Origin of the sequence: Burkholderia sp. E168m15, assembly GCF_016586105.1 — a bacterium.
Classification (GTDB): Bacteria; Pseudomonadota; Gammaproteobacteria; order Burkholderiales; family Burkholderiaceae; genus Burkholderia; species Burkholderia orbicola.
Genome location: NZ_BCPO01000216.1, coordinates 1 through 14,972, shown reverse-complemented (window position 1 = coordinate 14,972; position 14,972 = coordinate 1). Strand labels below are relative to the sequence as shown.

General features: G+C 69.1%; 17 protein-coding genes. 12 read left to right on the top strand and 5 right to left on the bottom strand.

The window, feature by feature from the left end; genetic code table 11:
• Positions 1-62: 62 nt before the first annotated feature.
• Together JMF86_RS33285 and JMF86_RS33280 are read right to left on the bottom strand one after the other, a co-directional pair.
• Positions 63-878 carry a family 1 encapsulin nanocompartment shell protein gene (locus tag JMF86_RS33285; RefSeq protein WP_012337541.1) on the bottom strand — a complete coding sequence of 272 codons (816 nt, stop codon included), beginning with the start codon at positions 876-878 and terminating at the stop codon, positions 63-65.
• The gene (locus tag JMF86_RS33280) at positions 871-1,950 is read right to left on the bottom strand and encodes a Dyp-type peroxidase (protein ID WP_027807746.1); all 1,080 of its coding nucleotides are present in this window, start codon (positions 1,948-1,950) and stop codon (positions 871-873) included. The genes JMF86_RS33285 and JMF86_RS33280 overlap by 8 nt, the downstream gene beginning before the upstream one ends.
• A gap of 422 nt (positions 1,951-2,372) precedes the next feature.
• Here JMF86_RS33280 and JMF86_RS33275 point away from each other — a divergent pair, with 422 nt between their 5' ends.
• From JMF86_RS33275 to JMF86_RS33255, 5 genes are all read left to right on the top strand, one after another.
• Positions 2,373-2,750 (top strand): LysR family transcriptional regulator, encoded by a 378-nt coding sequence (locus JMF86_RS33275; RefSeq protein ID WP_077179514.1) that lies wholly within the window; start codon positions 2,373-2,375, stop codon positions 2,748-2,750.
• Positions 2,747-3,199 carry a phosphate-starvation-inducible protein PsiE gene (locus JMF86_RS33270; protein WP_027813452.1) on the top strand — a complete coding sequence of 151 codons (453 nt, stop codon included), beginning with the start codon at positions 2,747-2,749 and terminating at the stop codon, positions 3,197-3,199. Before JMF86_RS33275 ends, JMF86_RS33270 begins: the two co-directional genes overlap by 4 nt.
• An 87-nt stretch (positions 3,200-3,286) precedes the next feature.
• Positions 3,287-3,742 (top strand): DUF1269 domain-containing protein, encoded by a 456-nt coding sequence (locus JMF86_RS33265; RefSeq protein ID WP_077179504.1) that lies wholly within the window; start codon positions 3,287-3,289, stop codon positions 3,740-3,742.
• A gap of 34 nt (positions 3,743-3,776) precedes the next feature.
• Positions 3,777-4,025, top strand: coding sequence for a hypothetical protein (locus tag JMF86_RS33260; protein WP_012336573.1), 249 nt, complete (start codon positions 3,777-3,779; stop codon positions 4,023-4,025).
• A gap of 378 nt (positions 4,026-4,403) precedes the next feature.
• Positions 4,404-5,828: a PLP-dependent aminotransferase family protein gene (locus JMF86_RS33255; protein ID WP_077179503.1), complete on the top strand. Its 1,425-nt coding sequence runs from the start codon at positions 4,404-4,406 to the stop codon at positions 5,826-5,828.
• 30 nt (positions 5,829-5,858) lie between these two features.
• Here the strand turns inward: JMF86_RS33255 and JMF86_RS33250 are convergent, their stop codons facing one another.
• The gene (locus JMF86_RS33250) at positions 5,859-7,019 is read right to left on the bottom strand and encodes an NAD-dependent formate dehydrogenase (protein ID WP_201317332.1); all 1,161 of its coding nucleotides are present in this window, start codon (positions 7,017-7,019) and stop codon (positions 5,859-5,861) included.
• A gap of 232 nt (positions 7,020-7,251) precedes the next feature.
• On the opposite strand from JMF86_RS33250, the gene JMF86_RS33245 reads away from it, so the two are divergent.
• Both JMF86_RS33245 and JMF86_RS33240 read left to right on the top strand, forming a co-directional pair.
• The gene (locus JMF86_RS33245) at positions 7,252-8,781 is read left to right on the top strand and encodes an FAD-dependent oxidoreductase (protein WP_201317331.1); all 1,530 of its coding nucleotides are present in this window, start codon (positions 7,252-7,254) and stop codon (positions 8,779-8,781) included.
• Between the two features lie 42 nt (positions 8,782-8,823).
• Positions 8,824-9,201: a DUF5594 family protein gene (locus tag JMF86_RS33240; protein ID WP_077179500.1), complete on the top strand. Its 378-nt coding sequence runs from the start codon at positions 8,824-8,826 to the stop codon at positions 9,199-9,201.
• 49 nt (positions 9,202-9,250) lie between these two features.
• Here the strand turns inward: JMF86_RS33240 and JMF86_RS33235 are convergent, their stop codons facing one another.
• The gene (locus JMF86_RS33235; RefSeq protein ID WP_006481288.1) at positions 9,251-9,469 is read right to left on the bottom strand and encodes a DUF6566 family protein; all 219 of its coding nucleotides are present in this window, start codon (positions 9,467-9,469) and stop codon (positions 9,251-9,253) included.
• 122 nt (positions 9,470-9,591) lie between these two features.
• Here JMF86_RS33235 and JMF86_RS33230 point away from each other — a divergent pair, with 122 nt between their 5' ends.
• The 4 genes from JMF86_RS33230 (at position 9,592) to JMF86_RS33215 (ending at position 12,434) form a co-directional block, all read left to right on the top strand.
• Positions 9,592-10,230 carry a MarC family protein gene (locus JMF86_RS33230; RefSeq protein ID WP_077179499.1) on the top strand — a complete coding sequence of 213 codons (639 nt, stop codon included), beginning with the start codon at positions 9,592-9,594 and terminating at the stop codon, positions 10,228-10,230.
• A 31-nt stretch (positions 10,231-10,261) separates the two neighbouring features.
• Positions 10,262-10,732 (top strand): membrane protein, encoded by a 471-nt coding sequence (locus tag JMF86_RS33225; RefSeq protein WP_012336579.1) that lies wholly within the window; start codon positions 10,262-10,264, stop codon positions 10,730-10,732.
• A gap of 140 nt (positions 10,733-10,872) precedes the next feature.
• Positions 10,873-12,078 (top strand): zinc-dependent alcohol dehydrogenase, encoded by a 1,206-nt coding sequence (locus JMF86_RS33220; protein WP_077179498.1) that lies wholly within the window; start codon positions 10,873-10,875, stop codon positions 12,076-12,078.
• A 32-nt stretch (positions 12,079-12,110) separates the two neighbouring features.
• Positions 12,111-12,434, top strand: coding sequence for a four-helix bundle copper-binding protein (locus JMF86_RS33215; RefSeq protein ID WP_012336581.1), 324 nt, complete (start codon positions 12,111-12,113; stop codon positions 12,432-12,434).
• A 3-nt stretch (positions 12,435-12,437) separates the two neighbouring features.
• Here the strand turns inward: JMF86_RS33215 and JMF86_RS33210 are convergent, their stop codons facing one another.
• On the bottom strand, positions 12,438-14,027 hold the full coding sequence (locus tag JMF86_RS33210) for an ATP-binding protein (RefSeq protein WP_077179497.1): 1,590 nt from the start codon (positions 14,025-14,027) through the stop codon (positions 12,438-12,440).
• A 276-nt stretch (positions 14,028-14,303) separates the two neighbouring features.
• Between JMF86_RS33210 and JMF86_RS33205 the strand changes: the two genes are divergently transcribed.
• Positions 14,304-14,666, top strand: coding sequence for a chemotaxis protein (locus tag JMF86_RS33205; protein ID WP_077179513.1), 363 nt, complete (start codon positions 14,304-14,306; stop codon positions 14,664-14,666).
• Positions 14,667-14,972: the final 306 nt, after the last annotated feature.

Below are 14,972 nucleotides of genomic sequence, written 5' to 3'. Positions count from 1 at the left end.
CAGCCGGCGGCGCGGCCGTCGCGCGCGACGGCCGGGCGGGCAGCGCGCGCCGGCAACCGCGCTCAGGCGGCCGCGTTGCCCTGCGGCGCCACGGCCACCGATGCCTCGCTCGTCAGCATCAGGAACGTGAACGTTTCGCGCAGGTACAGGCGGACGCCCTTGTCGGTGTGGCTCGTGTAGCCGATCGACACGTCTTCCCCGAGGTGCAGCTCGTAATCGCCGCCGCGCGTGGACAGCACGCAGCCGCCGCTGATCGCCGGCGCCCAGATGATCTCGCCGCTGACGATGCGTTTGATATGGCCGAGGACCGGATAGCCCTGGTCGCGCGCTTCGCTGAGCGCGGTGTATGCGTCCGAACCGAGCACGACCGAGTACGGGCCGTCGACGCCGGCCAGGCGCAGCGCTTCCAGCGCGTCGCTGATCGCGTCCGGATAGGCGCCGACGTCGGCCGGCAGCGTGAGCCGGCGGTTCGACGTGCCTTCGCGGATGCCGACGATGCCGGCCGCCCGGTAGCCGTCGAAGATCGCGCCGTCTTCGGCGAACGCGAGCCGCTGCGCGGCTTCCTTCGCCGGCTGCCAGTCGGCGTCGCGCGCGCCCCGCTCGACGCTGTCGATCGCGTCGCGGCTCAGCTCGAACGGCACCGTCAGCTCGACGATCGTGCGCGCTTCGCGCAGCCGCGCGTTCACGAGCTCGCGCGGCGCGGCCACGTCGAGCAGGTGCCCGGTGCCGACGGCCGACAGCTCGGGGCCGGCGGGGCCGTCGACGTCGACGACGCGGCGGCCGGCCACCGAGCGCTTGAAGGTGCGCGCCACTTCCTCCTCGATTTGTTCCCAGGCGGCCGACGAGATCGGCGCGAGTTCGCGATGCAGATTATTCATAGGTCGGGGTTCCTTTCAGCGAGCCGATGTTCAGCGAGCCGTCGCGATGCGGTGCGGCAGGCGCGGACGGCGTGGATTCCGGTTGGGTGGCTTCGGCGGGCGGCGCCGGGCGGTCGGCGAGCGCTTCGAGCAGGTCGGCCGACGGCACGAAGAACAGCGAGCCGGTGACCGCGCGGCTGTAGTCGAGCAGGCGGTCGTAGTTGCCCGGCGGGCGGCCGACGAACATGTTCTCGAGCATCTGCTCGATCGGCGCCGGCGAGCGCGCATAGCCGATGAAATAAGTGCCGAATTCGCCGGCGCCCGGGCGCCCGAACGGCATGTTGTCGCGCAGGATCTTCACTTCCTGGCCGCCCTCGTCGAGCGTGGTCAGCGAGCTGTGCGAGCACGACGGCTTCACGTCCGGCGCGAGCTCGATGTCGGCCAATTTGGTGCGGCCGATGATGCGCTCCTGCGTTTCGACCGCGAGCGCGTTCCAGCCGGCCATGTCGTGCAGGTACTTCTGCACGAGCACGTAGCTGCCGCCCGCGAATTCGGCGTCCTCGTCGCCGATCACCGTGAAGTCGACCGCCTCGCGGCCTTCCGGGTTCTCGGTGCCGTCGACGAAGCCGATCATCGCGCGCTGGTCGAAATTGCGGAAGCCGTGCACCTCGTCGACGACCGTGACCGCGTCGCCGAGCGCATTGAGCAATTGCGTCGCCAGTTCGAAGCACAGATCCATCGCTTCCGCGCGGATGTGCAGCAGGATGTCGCCGGGCGTCGCGACCGCGACGCGCTGGCCGGCGCCGAATTCGCGGAACGGATGCAGCGATGCGGGGCGCGGCTCGCCGAACAGCGCATCCCATGCGTCGGAGCCGAAGCCGCACACGCAGGTGAGGTTGCCGCCCGGTACGCGCTTGCCGACCGAGCGCACCAGCGCGGCGATGTCGCCGCACCACGAACGGATCGTGTCGGCGTGATCGGCGCCGGGATTGATCGTCGCCACGAGAAAGATCGCGCTGCGCGTGATCGTGCTGTGAACGGCCTGGGAGAGCGGGGGAGGAGTGGTCTGCATCGCGGCCTGCCGGTCAGTCATGTCGGGACGGACGGGCCGCGGTAGCCGCGGCGCGCGAAGGCGAACGGTTGAACTGTGTCATGCGACTGTTCTCTGTGCTTGGTGACATGCGGATGAAGGACGTTGCGCGGGCATCGCGCAACGGGCCGCAGCGGCGGCGGCCGGCCCCCGGGGCGCGAAGGGGAGGCAGGCGGGGTGGCCGCGCGTTCGCCCGGCGCGTAAGGCTGGCCGCACCGCGTAACGTCGTCGAGCATGCAATCTAGCAGCTTCGGCGGGTCTTTGGAACACGTATCGACGATCTGTCATTCGAATGGATCAAACCGGGCCGGGTTTTGTGCGGCGCGCGCGCAGCTGTACTCCTGGCGGCCGCGGCGCTGTGCTCTTGAGCGGGTGTGTCGCGTGCAGTAGATTAGGTTCCGCTCCGCCCGACGACGGTCATCATGATGAACCTTTTGGAAGCGATGCGTATTTTCGGTGCAATCGTCGAGCATGGCGGGCTGTCCGGCGCGGCGTCCGATCTGAAGCTCGACGTTGCACAGGTCGGCGCGCGGCTCGATGGGCTCGAACGCTATCTCGGCTGCCGGTTGTTGCTGGACCGATCGGGCGACGCGGTCGCATGCACCGAGGCCGGCGTCGCGTTTTACGCGTGTTGCCGGCGCACGCTGTCCGCGGTCGCGCAGGCGACCGGCGCGAGCGGAGCCGGTGCGTGCACAACGGTTTCCCGTTCGCCCGTCGCGGGCTTGCCGTTGCCCGAAACCACTCGCTGCAGCGACGGAGCATCGATCGCCGCGCCCACGACACTACACCGGTTAACGCGTTGAATACGTCCACTGCATCCACCGATACGACCGCCGAGCGCATCCGTCGCCGCTTCGGCCATTTCCTTCACGCGGCCGAGCTCGCCGGGCTGGTCGTGATCGGGCTGGCGACCGCGTTCGCGATGGCGCAGGAAGCGTGGAAGGTCGTGCTCGCGGGCGAAGTGTCGCTGACCGACCTGCTGCTGATGTTCCTGTATCTGGAAGTGCTCGCGATGGACCTGCGCTACCTGCGGCTCGGCCGGTTGCCGGTGCGGTTTCCGCTGTTCATCGCGATGACGTCGCTCGCGCGCGACCTGATCCTGCGCGGCGCGACGGACAGCCCCGAGCGGATGCTGATGACGACCTTCGGGATCGTGCTGCTCGCGGTCGGCGTGCTGATCCTGAGCTTCGGCCAGCATCGCTTTCCGGCGGACGTCGACGATGTCGAGGACGACGTGCATGTCCGCAAGTAACGCGGCCCGGGCGGCATTCGAAGCGAACCCCGGCGCGCCGTGCGCGGTGCGGCGGTTTCCCCATCATTCCATCGAGCGAGGTGTCGCATGACCAGGCAATTGATCGTCGCCGTGTTCGGCAGCGTCGAGACGGCCCGCCAGGCCGCGAACGATTTCGAGGCGCTGTCGGAGAAGAACGAAGGATTCCACATCGAGAACGGCGTCGTCGTCGAGAAGGAAGCGAACGGCAAGCTCGCGGTGCTCGACGCCGAATCGCGGCCGTTCAAGGGCGGCGTGATCGGGGCGATCGCGGGCGGCTTGCTCGGCCTGCTCGCCGGGCCGATCGGCATGGTGACCGGCATGGCGGCCGGCGCGGGCGCCGGCATTCTCGCGCAAGCGGCCGGCAATGCGCTGCTCGACGGCACGTTCGTCGAGACGGTCGCGGCGCGGCTCGTGCCGGGCAGCGTCGCGGTCATTCTCGAGGCGAAGGAGGACACGCCGTTCTCGGTCGACAACGTCGTGACGGGATTCGGCGGCAAGGTCTTTCGCCAGACGCTCGACTGAGCCCGCTCTTTTCGAACCGATTCGGGAGAACCGCATGCGCATCGATCAATCGTATCGCCGCTTCGACATCGCGGCGACGCTGTCGCCGCTGCCCGGCAACCGCGCGATCGCGATCGTCGACGTGACGACCGACGATCCGGGCCGCCTCGCCGATCTCGGCACCGGCCAGTTCCTGCAGATCCGCAAGTGGCTCGAGTCGAACGACGTCGCGCTGCTGACGGTGGTGTTCGACGAATGCAAGGTGGCGATCGACCACTACGCGGACAACGTCGACGACGCTTGAGTGCGAGCGGGCCCGCGCATGGCCGGGCTCCGCTTCGCCGCCGCTTCCTCTGCCGCCGCAATACATCATGACGTGCGCCGGACGAACGGCTGCCGTGCGAGTGCGCGCGGCCGCGCCGTGGCGTTCGCATCTGTTCACCACGCCGGCCGGATTTGACGTTTCCTCGCCAAACTGTCACTTACATTCGCCGAAATGACGCAGTAGGATGCCGAACCTTGTCTTGATGAGATTCGCATTGCTATCCGCCTTCAATTTCGATAACGGACGAGGTTCCAGCCGGGACACCCGCCCCCGGCGACGGCTATCCGGCTTCGTGCGTCGGCGCGGCGGTGCCGCCCATGCGGCGCACGCCGGTTCATCGCTGGCGGGGCGAGGCGGATGAAGCTCTACGAGAAATTTGCGAACGACGTAGAGCGACTCATTCGGCAAGGCGTATATCGACACGGCGACCGTGTGCCGTCGGTGCGGCAGGCGAGCCAGCAGCACCGGATCAGCATCACGACGGTGCTGCACGCGTATCTGCTGCTGGAAAGCCGCGGGTTGCTCGAAAGCCGGCCGCAGTCGGGCTATTTCGTGAATCTGCGGCGCGACGACGGCCATGCGCCGGTGCGCGAGCTGCGGCCGTCGAAGCCGATCGCGATCTCGTCGTCGGTGGACGTGAGCCGGCTCGTGCTGTCGACGCTGCGCTCGATCGGCACGGACGACGCGGTGCCGCTCGGCTCGCCATATCCGGACCCGAGCCTGTTTCCGTTCGAGAAGCTGAACCGCTACGCATACGCGGCGGGTCGCGACAAGTCGCTGTGGGGCGTGACCGACGGGCTGCCGCCGGGCCATCCGCGGCTGATCCGGCAGATCGCGCGCCGCTACCTGGAAAACGGGATGTCGGTGGACCCGAACGAGATCATCGTGACGGTCGGTGCGACGGAGGCGATCAACCTGTGCCTGCAGGCGGTGGCGAAGCCGGGCGACACGATCGCGGTGGAGTCGCCGACGTTCTACGCGATGCTGCACGCGATCGAGCGGATGGGGATGAAGGCGATCGAGGTGGCCACACACCCGGAATACGGAATCGACATCGCGGCGCTGGCCGCGATCGCGAAGTCGCAGCCGATCGCCGCGTGCATGGTGATGCCGAACTTCCAGAACCCGCTGGGTTTCCAGATGCCGGACGAGCGCAAGCGCGAACTGGTTGAGTTCGCAACGAAAGCCGACCTGCCGATCATCGAGAACGGCGTGTACAACGAACTGTATTTCGGCAACATGCATCCGAGCACGCTGAAGTCGTTCGATCGCCATGACATCGTGCTGCATTGTTCGTCGTTCTCGAAGAGCCTGACGGCCGCGTACCGGATCGGCTGGGCGCTGCCGGGCCGCTACCGCGAGCAGGTCGAGAAGCTGAAGTTCCTGAATACGCTGGCGACACCGTCGTTGCCGCAGCTCGCGATCGCGGAGTTTCTGGAACGCGACGGCTACGAACATCACCTGCGGCGGGTTCGCAAGGCGTATGCGCAGCAGGCGAACCTGATGCGCGCGATGGTGTCGCGGTTCTTTCCGGAAGGCACGCGCATTTCGAGTCCGGCGGGCGGGTACGTGCTGTGGGTCGAGCTGCCCGCGCAGGTCGATGCGATGCGGCTGTACCAGCTCGCGCTGGAGCAGGGGATCACGATCGGGCCCGGCTACATGTTTTCGATCGCGGACACTTACCGGAACTTCATCCGCCTGAACTACAGCAGCCCATGGTCGCCGGAGATCGAGCGCGCGGTCGTCACCGTCGGCAAGCTCGCCGCATCCTGCATCGACTGACCGCGCCGCGCCGCGGCGCGCGGCACGACGTCATGTCAGCCGGTACGACTGCGCGCCGGTGCCCGCGAGCGTGCCGCCATCGACGATCAGGTATTCGTTGCGGATCGGCCTGCCGTCGAACCAGCATTGCAGAATCTCCAGCGTGCCGGCCGCATAGCGCGCCTGCGCGGGCAACGACGTGCCGGAGATGTGCGGTGTCATCCCGTTGAACGGCATCGTGCGCCACGGGTGATCGGCCGGCGCCGGCTGCGGAAACCATACGTCGCCGCCATAGCCGGCGAGATGGCCGGACGTGACGGCATTCACGACCGCGTCGCGGTCGACCAGCTTCGCGCGGGCGGTGTTGATCAGGTACGCGCCGCGCTTCATCCGCGCGATCATCGCCGCGTCGAACAGGTGCTCGGTCGACGGGTACAGCGGAATCTGCAGGTTGACGATATCGACGGCGCTCGCGAGCGACGCCACATCGGCGTGATACGTGAGCGCGAGCGCCTGCTCGATCGATGCATCGAGCCGGTGGCGCTGCGTGTAGTGCAGTTGCAGGCCGAACGGCTGCAGCCGGCGCAGCACGGCGAGGCCGATGCGCCCCGCGCCGACCGTGCCGAAATGCATCCCTTCGACGTCGTAGCTGCGCGACACGCAGTCGGCGATGTTCCAGCCGCCCTGCTGCGCGACCGCATGCGACGGCAGATAGTTGCGCACCAGCGCGAGCGTCGTCATCACCACGTGCTCGGCGACGCTGATGCTGTTCGAGCCGGTGACTTCGGCAACCGTGATGTGCGCGCGTGCGGCGGCGTCCAGATCGACGTGATCGGAGCCGATGCCGGCCGTCAGCGCGAGCTTGAGCTTCGGCGCGCGGGCGATGCGTTCGGCGCTCAGGTACGCGGGCCAGAACGGCTGCGAAATCACCACGTCCGCTTCGGGCAGCCGGCGCTCGAATTCGGAATCGGGGCCGTCCTTGTCGCTCGTGACGATCAGCGTATGGCCGTGCGCTTCCATATAACCGCGCAAGCCGAGCGCGCCGGACACCGAGCCGACGAGTTCGCCGGGCCGGAAGCCGGGCGGGCCGGCCGGCGTCGGCGCGGTTTGACCGTCCGCGTAGTGCGTGACGACCGGGATCGTGTCGCGCACGTAGCGCGGCGGATAGCCGTCGACGGGATCGGGGTAGAGCACGCACAGGACGGTAGCCATCGGGTAGTGCTCCTTTGACAGGTGAAGGCGGCACGCGGCTTGCGCGGCTCGCGCCGTGCCCGTCGCAGGCGGCCGCCGTGTTGCGCCGCAACGTTGATCACGTTCTACGCCGGTCGCGGATCGCGTACAAGCTACAGTCCGCGTTTGCGTGCGCTGCGGGGCGTCTGTACCTGTTCTTTTCAGGAGGGATGTCGATAATGGGATCGTTACCTGACTTTTCGGGAGCCACGTCATGACTGGAAGCGATGCGTCCTCACGCCCCGATCTCACGCAAGGGATCGCGCTCGACGATCTCGCCGACGGCGCGATGATCGAGGGCCATGTCGGCGACGCGGCGGTGCTGCTCGTGCGCCGTGCCGACGAACTGTTCGCGGTGGGCGCGCAATGCCCGCACTACGGCGGGCCGCTGGCCCAGGGCCTGCTGGTCGGCGACACGATTCGCTGTCCGTGGCATCACGCGGCGTTCTGCCTGCGCACCGGCGAGATGGAGCGCGCGCCGGCGCTCGACGGGCTGCCGTGCTGGCGCGTCGAGCGGCGCGACGGCCGCGCGGTCGTAGTCGATGCGCGGCCGGCCGCCGTGCCGCCTGCGCTGAAGGACACCGGGCTGCCTGCGTCGGTCGTGATCGTCGGCGGCGGCGCCGCCGCGATCGCGGCCGCGGTGACGCTGCGGCAGGAAGGCTATCCGCACGCGATCACGCTGCTGAGCGCCGATGCCGATCCGCCGTACGACCGGCCGAATCTGTCGAAGGATTACCTCGCGGGCACGGCGGAAGCCGACTGGCTGCCGCTGCGCGCGCCGTCGTTCTATGCCGAGCAGCGGATCGACGTGCGCTGCAATACGCGGGTCACGCGCATCGATCCCGCGCAGCGGTCGGTCGAGCTCGCCGACGGCAGCCGTATCGAATACGGCGCGCTGCTGCTCGCGACCGGCGCCGAGCCGAACCGCCTGAACGTGCCCGGCGCCGATCTGCCGCACGTCCGTACGCTGCGCTCGCGCGCCGATTGCGATGCACTGATCGCGAAGCTGAAAACCGCGCGCCGCTGCGTGGTGGTCGGCGCGAGCTTCATCGGCCTCGAAGCGGCTGCCGCGTTGCGCACGCGCGGGCTCGACGTGCACGTCGTCGCGCCCGATCCGCATCCGATGAGCCGCGTGCTCGGCGATGCGCTCGGCGACACGATCAAGGCGCTGCACGAAGCGCACGGCGTGGTGTTCCATCTCGGCACGACGCCCGCGCGGATCGGGCCGGACAGCGTGACGCTGTCGAATGGCGACGTGCTGCCGGCCGACGTCGTGCTGGTGGGGATCGGCGTGCATCCGAACGTCGAACTCGCCCAGGACGCCGGGCTCGCGGTCGAACGCGGCGTGACGGTCGACCGCTTCCTGCAGACGAGTGCGCCCGGCATCTACGCGGCCGGCGATATCGCGCGCTGGCCCGATCCGCTGACGGGCGAGCGGATTCGCGTCGAGCACTGGGTCGTCGCCGAGCGGCAGGGCATCGTCGCGGCGCGCAACCTGCTCGGCCAGCAGCGGCCGTTCGACGCGGTGCCGTTTTTGTGGAGTCAGCATTACGACCTGACGCTCCGCTATGTCGGGCATGCGGAGCAATGGGATCGCGTCGAGATCGACGGCGACCTTGGCGCGCACGACTGCTCGATCGCGTACTGGCGCGGCAACACGCGGCTCGCGGTCGTGACGATAGCCCGCGATCTCGACAACCTGAAGGCCGAAGCGGCGCTCGAGCGGCAGAGGGCTTCCGCATGAAAGCAGCATGACGACACCCACCGAACCTTGAATGGAGGCGAAATGAACCCTGACGTCCGTGCCCGTTTCGAAACCGAGTTTGCGCCGCGCATCGCGACGCGCTTGCGCGACCTCTATCAGCCCGGCGAAGTGCAGGTCGACGTCGTGCCGCACGACGGGCAGGGCAGCCCGACCTGCGTCGACGTGATCGGCCTCACGTCGACGGTCGGCTTGCCGCACCGGTTGAACGCGCGGCTCGCGTGGCGCGACGATGCGATCGCAGGTCTGCTGGCCGAGCCCGACCACAGCCGCTTCGATCGCTATCTCGCGGCGCTGCCGGTCACGATCGAGCGCTGGCAGATGGAGCTGCCGGTCGATTTCAGCAGCCGGACGCAGCGCGATCGCGAGATCCTGATCGGCGACCTCGATTTCGATGCGTGACGGGCATCGCGCGATGCCGGCCGATGGCGTGCGGCCGAACCGCGCGCGGTTAGCGGTCGCGCGTTCGGATGATCACGCGCCCCTGGTCGATGCCGCCGCGCAGCGCCTCGTCGCACGTCAGCCATTCCGGCGTGACGAGTTCGGGCGCGGGCAGGTCGACCGGCGCGCCGTCGCGGAAGATCCGCACCTGCGCGACCCACGCGCCGTTCGCGTTGCGCGTCGCGTCGACGCGAATCTCGTGACCCATGAAAGTGTCGGTGGCTTGCATCGAACGGGGCCCTCCGTCGTGAATGAACGTGGTGCGTGGATCGTATCAGCATGGCGTGCGCCGCGCATCGAAAACGAACCGGCGGGTGCGTGTCACGTGCCGCGCGAGACGGGAGCGACCCTGTGGCCTTCGACCTGACCTTTTCCATCAAGGTGTTCGCGGCGCTGTTCGCGATCATGAACCCGATCGCGAACATTCCGGTGTTCCTGTCGCTGACCGAAGGCGCGGCGGACGGCGTGCGCCGCAAGGTCGCGCTGACGGCCGCGATCGGCGTGACGGTCGGCTGCATCGTGTCGGCGGTCGCGGGCGGCGCGATCCTGCACGTGTTCGGCTTGACGATCGACGATTTCCGCCTCGCGGGCGGGTTGCTGGTGCTGTTGATCGCGTTGTCGATGCTGCATGGTGCGCCGAGCCGCCAGCATGCGCCGGGCGCCGACGAAGGCGCCGATCCGGCGGCGGCCGACAGCGTCGCGATCTATCCGCTGACGATCCCGTTGCTGGTCGGCCCCGGCACGATCGCGACGATGATCGTGCTCGGGCACGGTGCCGTCGCGACCGGGCAGGAACTCGCGTTCGCGCTCGGGCTGGCCGCGTTTCTCGTATTGCTGGCCGTGTCGCTGCTGTCGGCGCCGTTGATCGGCCACTACCTGTCGCCGCGCGTGACGGCCGTCACGCAGCGCCTGATGGGGATGATTCTCGCGGCGATCGCGATGCAGATGATCGTCGCGAGCCTGAAAGCCGCGTTCGGGCTGCCGCATTGAGCGCGCCCGTTCGACTGCATGGAGTCGCTGAATGAACACGCTGATCGTCTTGTCCTATCCCGATCTCGACGCGGCGCGTCGCGCGCTGGCCGAACTCGGCACGCTGCGCGACCGGCACGTCGTCGCGCTCGCGGGTGTCGTGATCGTCGAGTGCTCGACCGACGGACAGTTGCGCACGCATGCAGTCGATCCGGGCCGCGTGTCGTCCGGTTCGCTGCTCGACAGCGTGGTCGCGCACGTCGAATCGTCGCTCGACGCGTGGCGCGAGCGGCCGGTGGACGATGCGCTGACCGACCGCGTCGCGCGCAAGGCGCGCCCCGGCACCGTGTCGCTCGGGCTGGCCGCGACGCAGCTCGACATCTATGCGCTGAGCGCGGCGCTCGCGCCGCTGGGCGGCGAAGTGGCCGACACGACGCTGTCGATCGACGACGAACTGAAGCTCGTCGAAGCGATCTCGAACGCGCGCGACGGCAGCGGCGAGCGCGGTCCGGCGACGGACTGACGCGCCGGCCCTTCCCGAAAGCGAAGCGCTTCCCGCCTGCTCTCCAACGGCGCGCCGCGCGCGCTCCACAGGCGCATGCCTTGCTCGATCGGCTCGACGGTGACCTTCACCGTTTCCGCTTTCGACAAGGAGGGCCTGACATGAAAGCAGTCGTATTTCACGGCATCGGCGATATTCGCATCGACACGGTGCCCGATCCGGAAGTCTCCGCGACGACCGACGCGGTCGTGCGTCTTACCGCCAGCGCGATCTGCGGCACCGATCTGCACATGGTGCGCGGCACGCTCGGCGGCATGAAGCCGGGCACGATTCTCGGCCACGAAGGCGTCGGCATCGTCGAGGCGGTCGGGCGCGACGTGCGTAACCTGCGGCGCGGTGATCGCGTGCTGATTCCGTCGACGATCGCATGCGGCAGTTGCGCCTACTGCCGCGCGGGCTATACCGCGCAATGCGACGTCGCGAATCCTGGCGGGCCGCGTGCGGGCACGTCGTTCTTCGGCGGGCCGGCCGAAACGGGCCCGGTCGACGGGCTGCAGGCCGAATACGCGCGCACGCCGCTTGCGCATGCGAGCCTGATTCGGCTACCCGACGAGATTGACGACGATCGCGCGATCCTGATGTCGGACATTTTCCCGACCGGCTATTTCGGCGCGCAGCTCGCGGAAGTGAAGCCGGGCGATACGGTTGCCGTGTTCGGCGCGGGGCCGGTCGGGCAGTTCGCGATCGCGAGCGCGAAGCTGATGGGCGCCGGGCGCGTGATCGCGATCGACCGCATCGCGTCGCGGCTCGAGATGGCGTGCGCGCAGGGCGCCGAGATCGTCGATTTTTCCGAGGACGATCCGGTCGATACGGTGCTGCGGCTCACCGGCGGGATCGGCGTCGATCGCGTGATCGACGCGGTGGGCGTCGACGCGATGCGCGCGACGCACGGGCCGGCCGCGGCCGATCGCGACGCCGCGCGCGCGTTCGATGCCGAAGTCGACGCGATCGTGCCGCACCGCAAGCCGGACGGCCGCAACTGGGTGCCGGGCGACGGGCCGTCGCAGGTGCTGCAATGGGCGGTGCGCGCGGTCGCGAAGGCCGGCACGATCTCGGTGATCGGCGTGTACCCGCCGGCCGCGCGCGTGTTTCCGATCGGCGAGGCGATGAACCGCAACCTGACGATCAAGATGGGCAACTGCAATCACCGGACGGTGACGCCGCCGCTCGTCGAGCTCGTGCGTAGCGGCGCATTCGACCCGCTGTCGGTGCTCACGCGCACCGAGCCGCTGACCAACGCGATCGATGCGTATCGCGCGTTCGACGTGCGCGAGCCGGGCTGGATGAAGGTGAAGCTTGCGCCATGACGACGACACGAACCGAAACCGGGAGCACTGCGATGACCGATCAATACGACAACTGCATGGCCGCGTGCGACGCCTGCGCGCACGCATGTGATACCTGTGCGGCCGCCTGCCTCGCGGAGCGCGACGTGCACGCGCTGGCGACCTGCATCGCGCTCGACATCGAATGCGCGCAGCTGTGCCGCTTCGCGTCGGGCGCGATGGCACGCCGCAGCGGGCTCGCGCCGCGCATTTGCGCGCTGTGCGCGCACGCATGCGACCTGTGTGCGGCCGAGTGTTCGCGGCATGCGCACGAGCATTGCCGCCGCTGCGCGCTCACGTGCGAGGCGTGCGCGGCGATGTGCCGCGCGATGGCGTGAGCCCTACGGCGTCCCTTGAACCTGGCGTGCGACGCGCTGCAGTAGCGCGTCGAGCACGGCCATCTCGACGGGCTTCACGAGATGATCGTCGAAGCCCGCCTGCGCGGTGCGTTCGAGGTCGGACGCACGCGCGTGGCCGGACAGCGCGACGCAGGTCGTGTCGCGCAGCGCATCGATCGCGCGCAGTTCCTGCAACAGCGTGAAGCCGTCGACGTCCGGCATCGTCAGGTCGAGGATCATCAACTGCGGTGCGTAGTCGCGGGCGAGCGCGAGCGCTTCGTTCGCGTCGTACGCGACGCGCGGCGCGTGCCCTTTCAGTTGCAGCAGCACCGCGAGCGTATCGGCCGAGTCGCGGTTGTCGTCGACGACGACGATGCGCAGCGGCTCGACGGCCGGCTGCCCGGGCGCGGCAGGCGCGGGCGGTGCGGTGTGCTCGTTGCGCGCCATTTGCGCGATCGGCAGCCATACCGTGAACGTCGCACCGTGGCCGGGCCCGCCGCTTTCCGCGACGATCCGCCCGCCGTGCAGTTCGACGAACGACCGGCAGATCGCGAGCCCGAGCCCGAAACCGCCGGACGGGGAGCGGCCCGTCGCACCTTCCTGTTCGAACAGGTCGAAGATCGTTTCGAGCGCGCCGGGTGCGATGCCGACGCCGTGATCGACGACGCTGATCGCCACCAATGGCCCTTCGATTCGCGCGCCAACGTCGATTCGGCCGCCGTGCGGCGAGAATTTCGATGCGTTGTCGAGCAGGTTGTGCAGCACCTGCACGAGCCGTGCGTCGTCGCCGTGCAGCACCACGGAGTCGGTCGGCAGGTCGACGCGGATCCATTGCCCGCGGGCGGCCAGCTTCGGCTGGATGCTCTCGACGCCGCGGCACACGACGTCGCGCACGCTGACCGGGCGAGCGTCGAGCTCGACCTTGCCGGCCGTGATGCGCCCGACGTCGAGCAGATCGTCGACGAGCCGCGTCAGTTGCCCGACCTGGCGGTTCACGGCGTCGCGACACTGCGCGAGCACGGGCGCCGGATCGGGCAGGCTCTGCAGCACGCCGACCGAATTGCGCAGCGGCGCCAGATGGTTGCGCAGCTCGTGCGCGAGCATCGCGATGAATACGCTGAGCCGCTGCGTCGACGCCTCCAGCTCCTCGAGCCGCTTGCGCTCGGTCATGTCGCGCGTGATCTTGATGAAGCCGCACAGCTCCTGCATCGCGTCGCGCACCGGCGTGATCGTCACGCTTGCCCAGAACTGCGTGCCGTCCTTGCGCACGCGCCAGCCTTCGTCCTGGAAGTGGCCGTGCGCCGCGGCCAACGCGAGCCCTTGAGACGGCCGGCCGGCCGTGATCGCGTCGATCGGATAGAACAGCGAGAAATGGTGACCGACGATCTCGGCGGCGTGGTAGCCCTTGATGCGCTCCGCGCCGGCATTCCACGTCGCGACGTTGCCGTACGGGTCCAGCATGAACACCGCGTAGTCGGTGATCGACTCCACGACGGTCTGGAACCGGAATTCGGCGAAGCGGTGCTGCAGGTCGCGCGCGTCGGGCGGGCCGGGCGGCGGATGCGGGGGGAAATCGGCGTCGTCTTTCTTCATCGGAGCGGCAGGTCGGAAATACGGGCGGCCGCAGGTCGCCGGACCGCCGCCGGACAGACGGCGGCCGCGCGGATCGAATTGGCACGTCCGAAAGAATAAAGGAACTCGATTCGGCTGATCAATGGGTGCGCATCGGCCGTGCCGTCCGCCGACATGGGCGCCGGCGCGACCGTCGGCGGCCGGCGCGGCATGCCGATTGCACGACCGGATCGTCCGCCTGCCGTGCGGCGGCCATCCGGCCGGCCGCCCGGCGGCAAGCCACGCAAGGAGGCCGACATGAACAGCACCCTGAATCCCGACAACGAACCGGCCGGCCCGGACGACGAGAACGCCAGCCGCGGCCGCGACGGCCGGGCGCTCGGCCCGAGCGACTCGTCCGACAGCGGCAGCGACACGGCGGGCGCGCGGCGCCATCCGTTCGACGTCGATTCGCCGCTGGACGACCACGCGCTCGAACGCGGCGACGCGGCACTCGACAGCGATACGGACCGCGCGGGCACCGGCGAGCGTGCGTCGGCGGACGGCGATTCGACGCTGGAGGAAGGCGCCGACATCGAGCCGGACCGCACCGAGCGGCTGAGCGAGCCCGGCCGGACGGACGAATCGGACGACCCGGACGAGCCCGGCGGCGCGCCGTGACGCCCGGCACGCAAAAACTGCAATCGCGTTGCAGATTGGGGCGCCTGACGGTTTCCCCACGCTGCGACGCGCAACCGTCGCGGCCCGGCAACGGCGCCGGCACGCGATTTGCATTCACCCGACCGACGCGCGCCGCGATGCGGCATGGATCCGTGCACGGCGCAGGCGATCAAGGAGAGACACGATGCAACGACGATATCCCGGACGGCATGGCGAGCGTGGCGGCCCGCCCGACTGGCGCGAGCGCAATGAACGCGCGTACCGGGGCGCTGGCGAGCGCGGCATCCCGGACGACCCGGCACGGTG

Excerpts from the sequence above, each read along its gene's own strand:
- JMF86_RS33285 (WP_012337541.1), bottom strand. The coding sequence starts at position 878 with ATGAATAATCTGCATCGCGAACTCGCGCCGATCTCGTCGGCCGCCTGG.
- JMF86_RS33280 (WP_027807746.1), bottom strand. The coding sequence starts at position 1,950 with ATGACTGACCGGCAGGCCGCGATGCAGACCACTCCTCCCCCGCTCTCC.
- JMF86_RS33275 (WP_077179514.1), top strand. The coding sequence starts at position 2,373 with ATGAACCTTTTGGAAGCGATGCGTATTTTCGGTGCAATCGTCGAGCAT.
- JMF86_RS33265 (WP_077179504.1), top strand. The coding sequence starts at position 3,287 with ATGACCAGGCAATTGATCGTCGCCGTGTTCGGCAGCGTCGAGACGGCC.
- JMF86_RS33260 (WP_012336573.1), top strand. The coding sequence starts at position 3,777 with ATGCGCATCGATCAATCGTATCGCCGCTTCGACATCGCGGCGACGCTG.
- JMF86_RS33255 (WP_077179503.1), top strand. The coding sequence starts at position 4,404 with ATGAAGCTCTACGAGAAATTTGCGAACGACGTAGAGCGACTCATTCGG.
- JMF86_RS33250 (WP_201317332.1), bottom strand. The coding sequence starts at position 7,019 with ATGGCTACCGTCCTGTGCGTGCTCTACCCCGATCCCGTCGACGGCTAT.
- JMF86_RS33245 (WP_201317331.1), top strand. The coding sequence starts at position 7,252 with ATGACTGGAAGCGATGCGTCCTCACGCCCCGATCTCACGCAAGGGATC.
- JMF86_RS33240 (WP_077179500.1), top strand. The coding sequence starts at position 8,824 with ATGAACCCTGACGTCCGTGCCCGTTTCGAAACCGAGTTTGCGCCGCGC.
- JMF86_RS33235 (WP_006481288.1), bottom strand. The coding sequence starts at position 9,469 with ATGCAAGCCACCGACACTTTCATGGGTCACGAGATTCGCGTCGACGCG.
- JMF86_RS33225 (WP_012336579.1), top strand. The coding sequence starts at position 10,262 with ATGAACACGCTGATCGTCTTGTCCTATCCCGATCTCGACGCGGCGCGT.
- JMF86_RS33220 (WP_077179498.1), top strand. The coding sequence starts at position 10,873 with ATGAAAGCAGTCGTATTTCACGGCATCGGCGATATTCGCATCGACACG.
- JMF86_RS33215 (WP_012336581.1), top strand. The coding sequence starts at position 12,111 with ATGACCGATCAATACGACAACTGCATGGCCGCGTGCGACGCCTGCGCG.
- JMF86_RS33210 (WP_077179497.1), bottom strand. The coding sequence starts at position 14,027 with ATGAAGAAAGACGACGCCGATTTCCCCCCGCATCCGCCGCCCGGCCCG.
- JMF86_RS33205 (WP_077179513.1), top strand. The coding sequence starts at position 14,304 with ATGAACAGCACCCTGAATCCCGACAACGAACCGGCCGGCCCGGACGAC.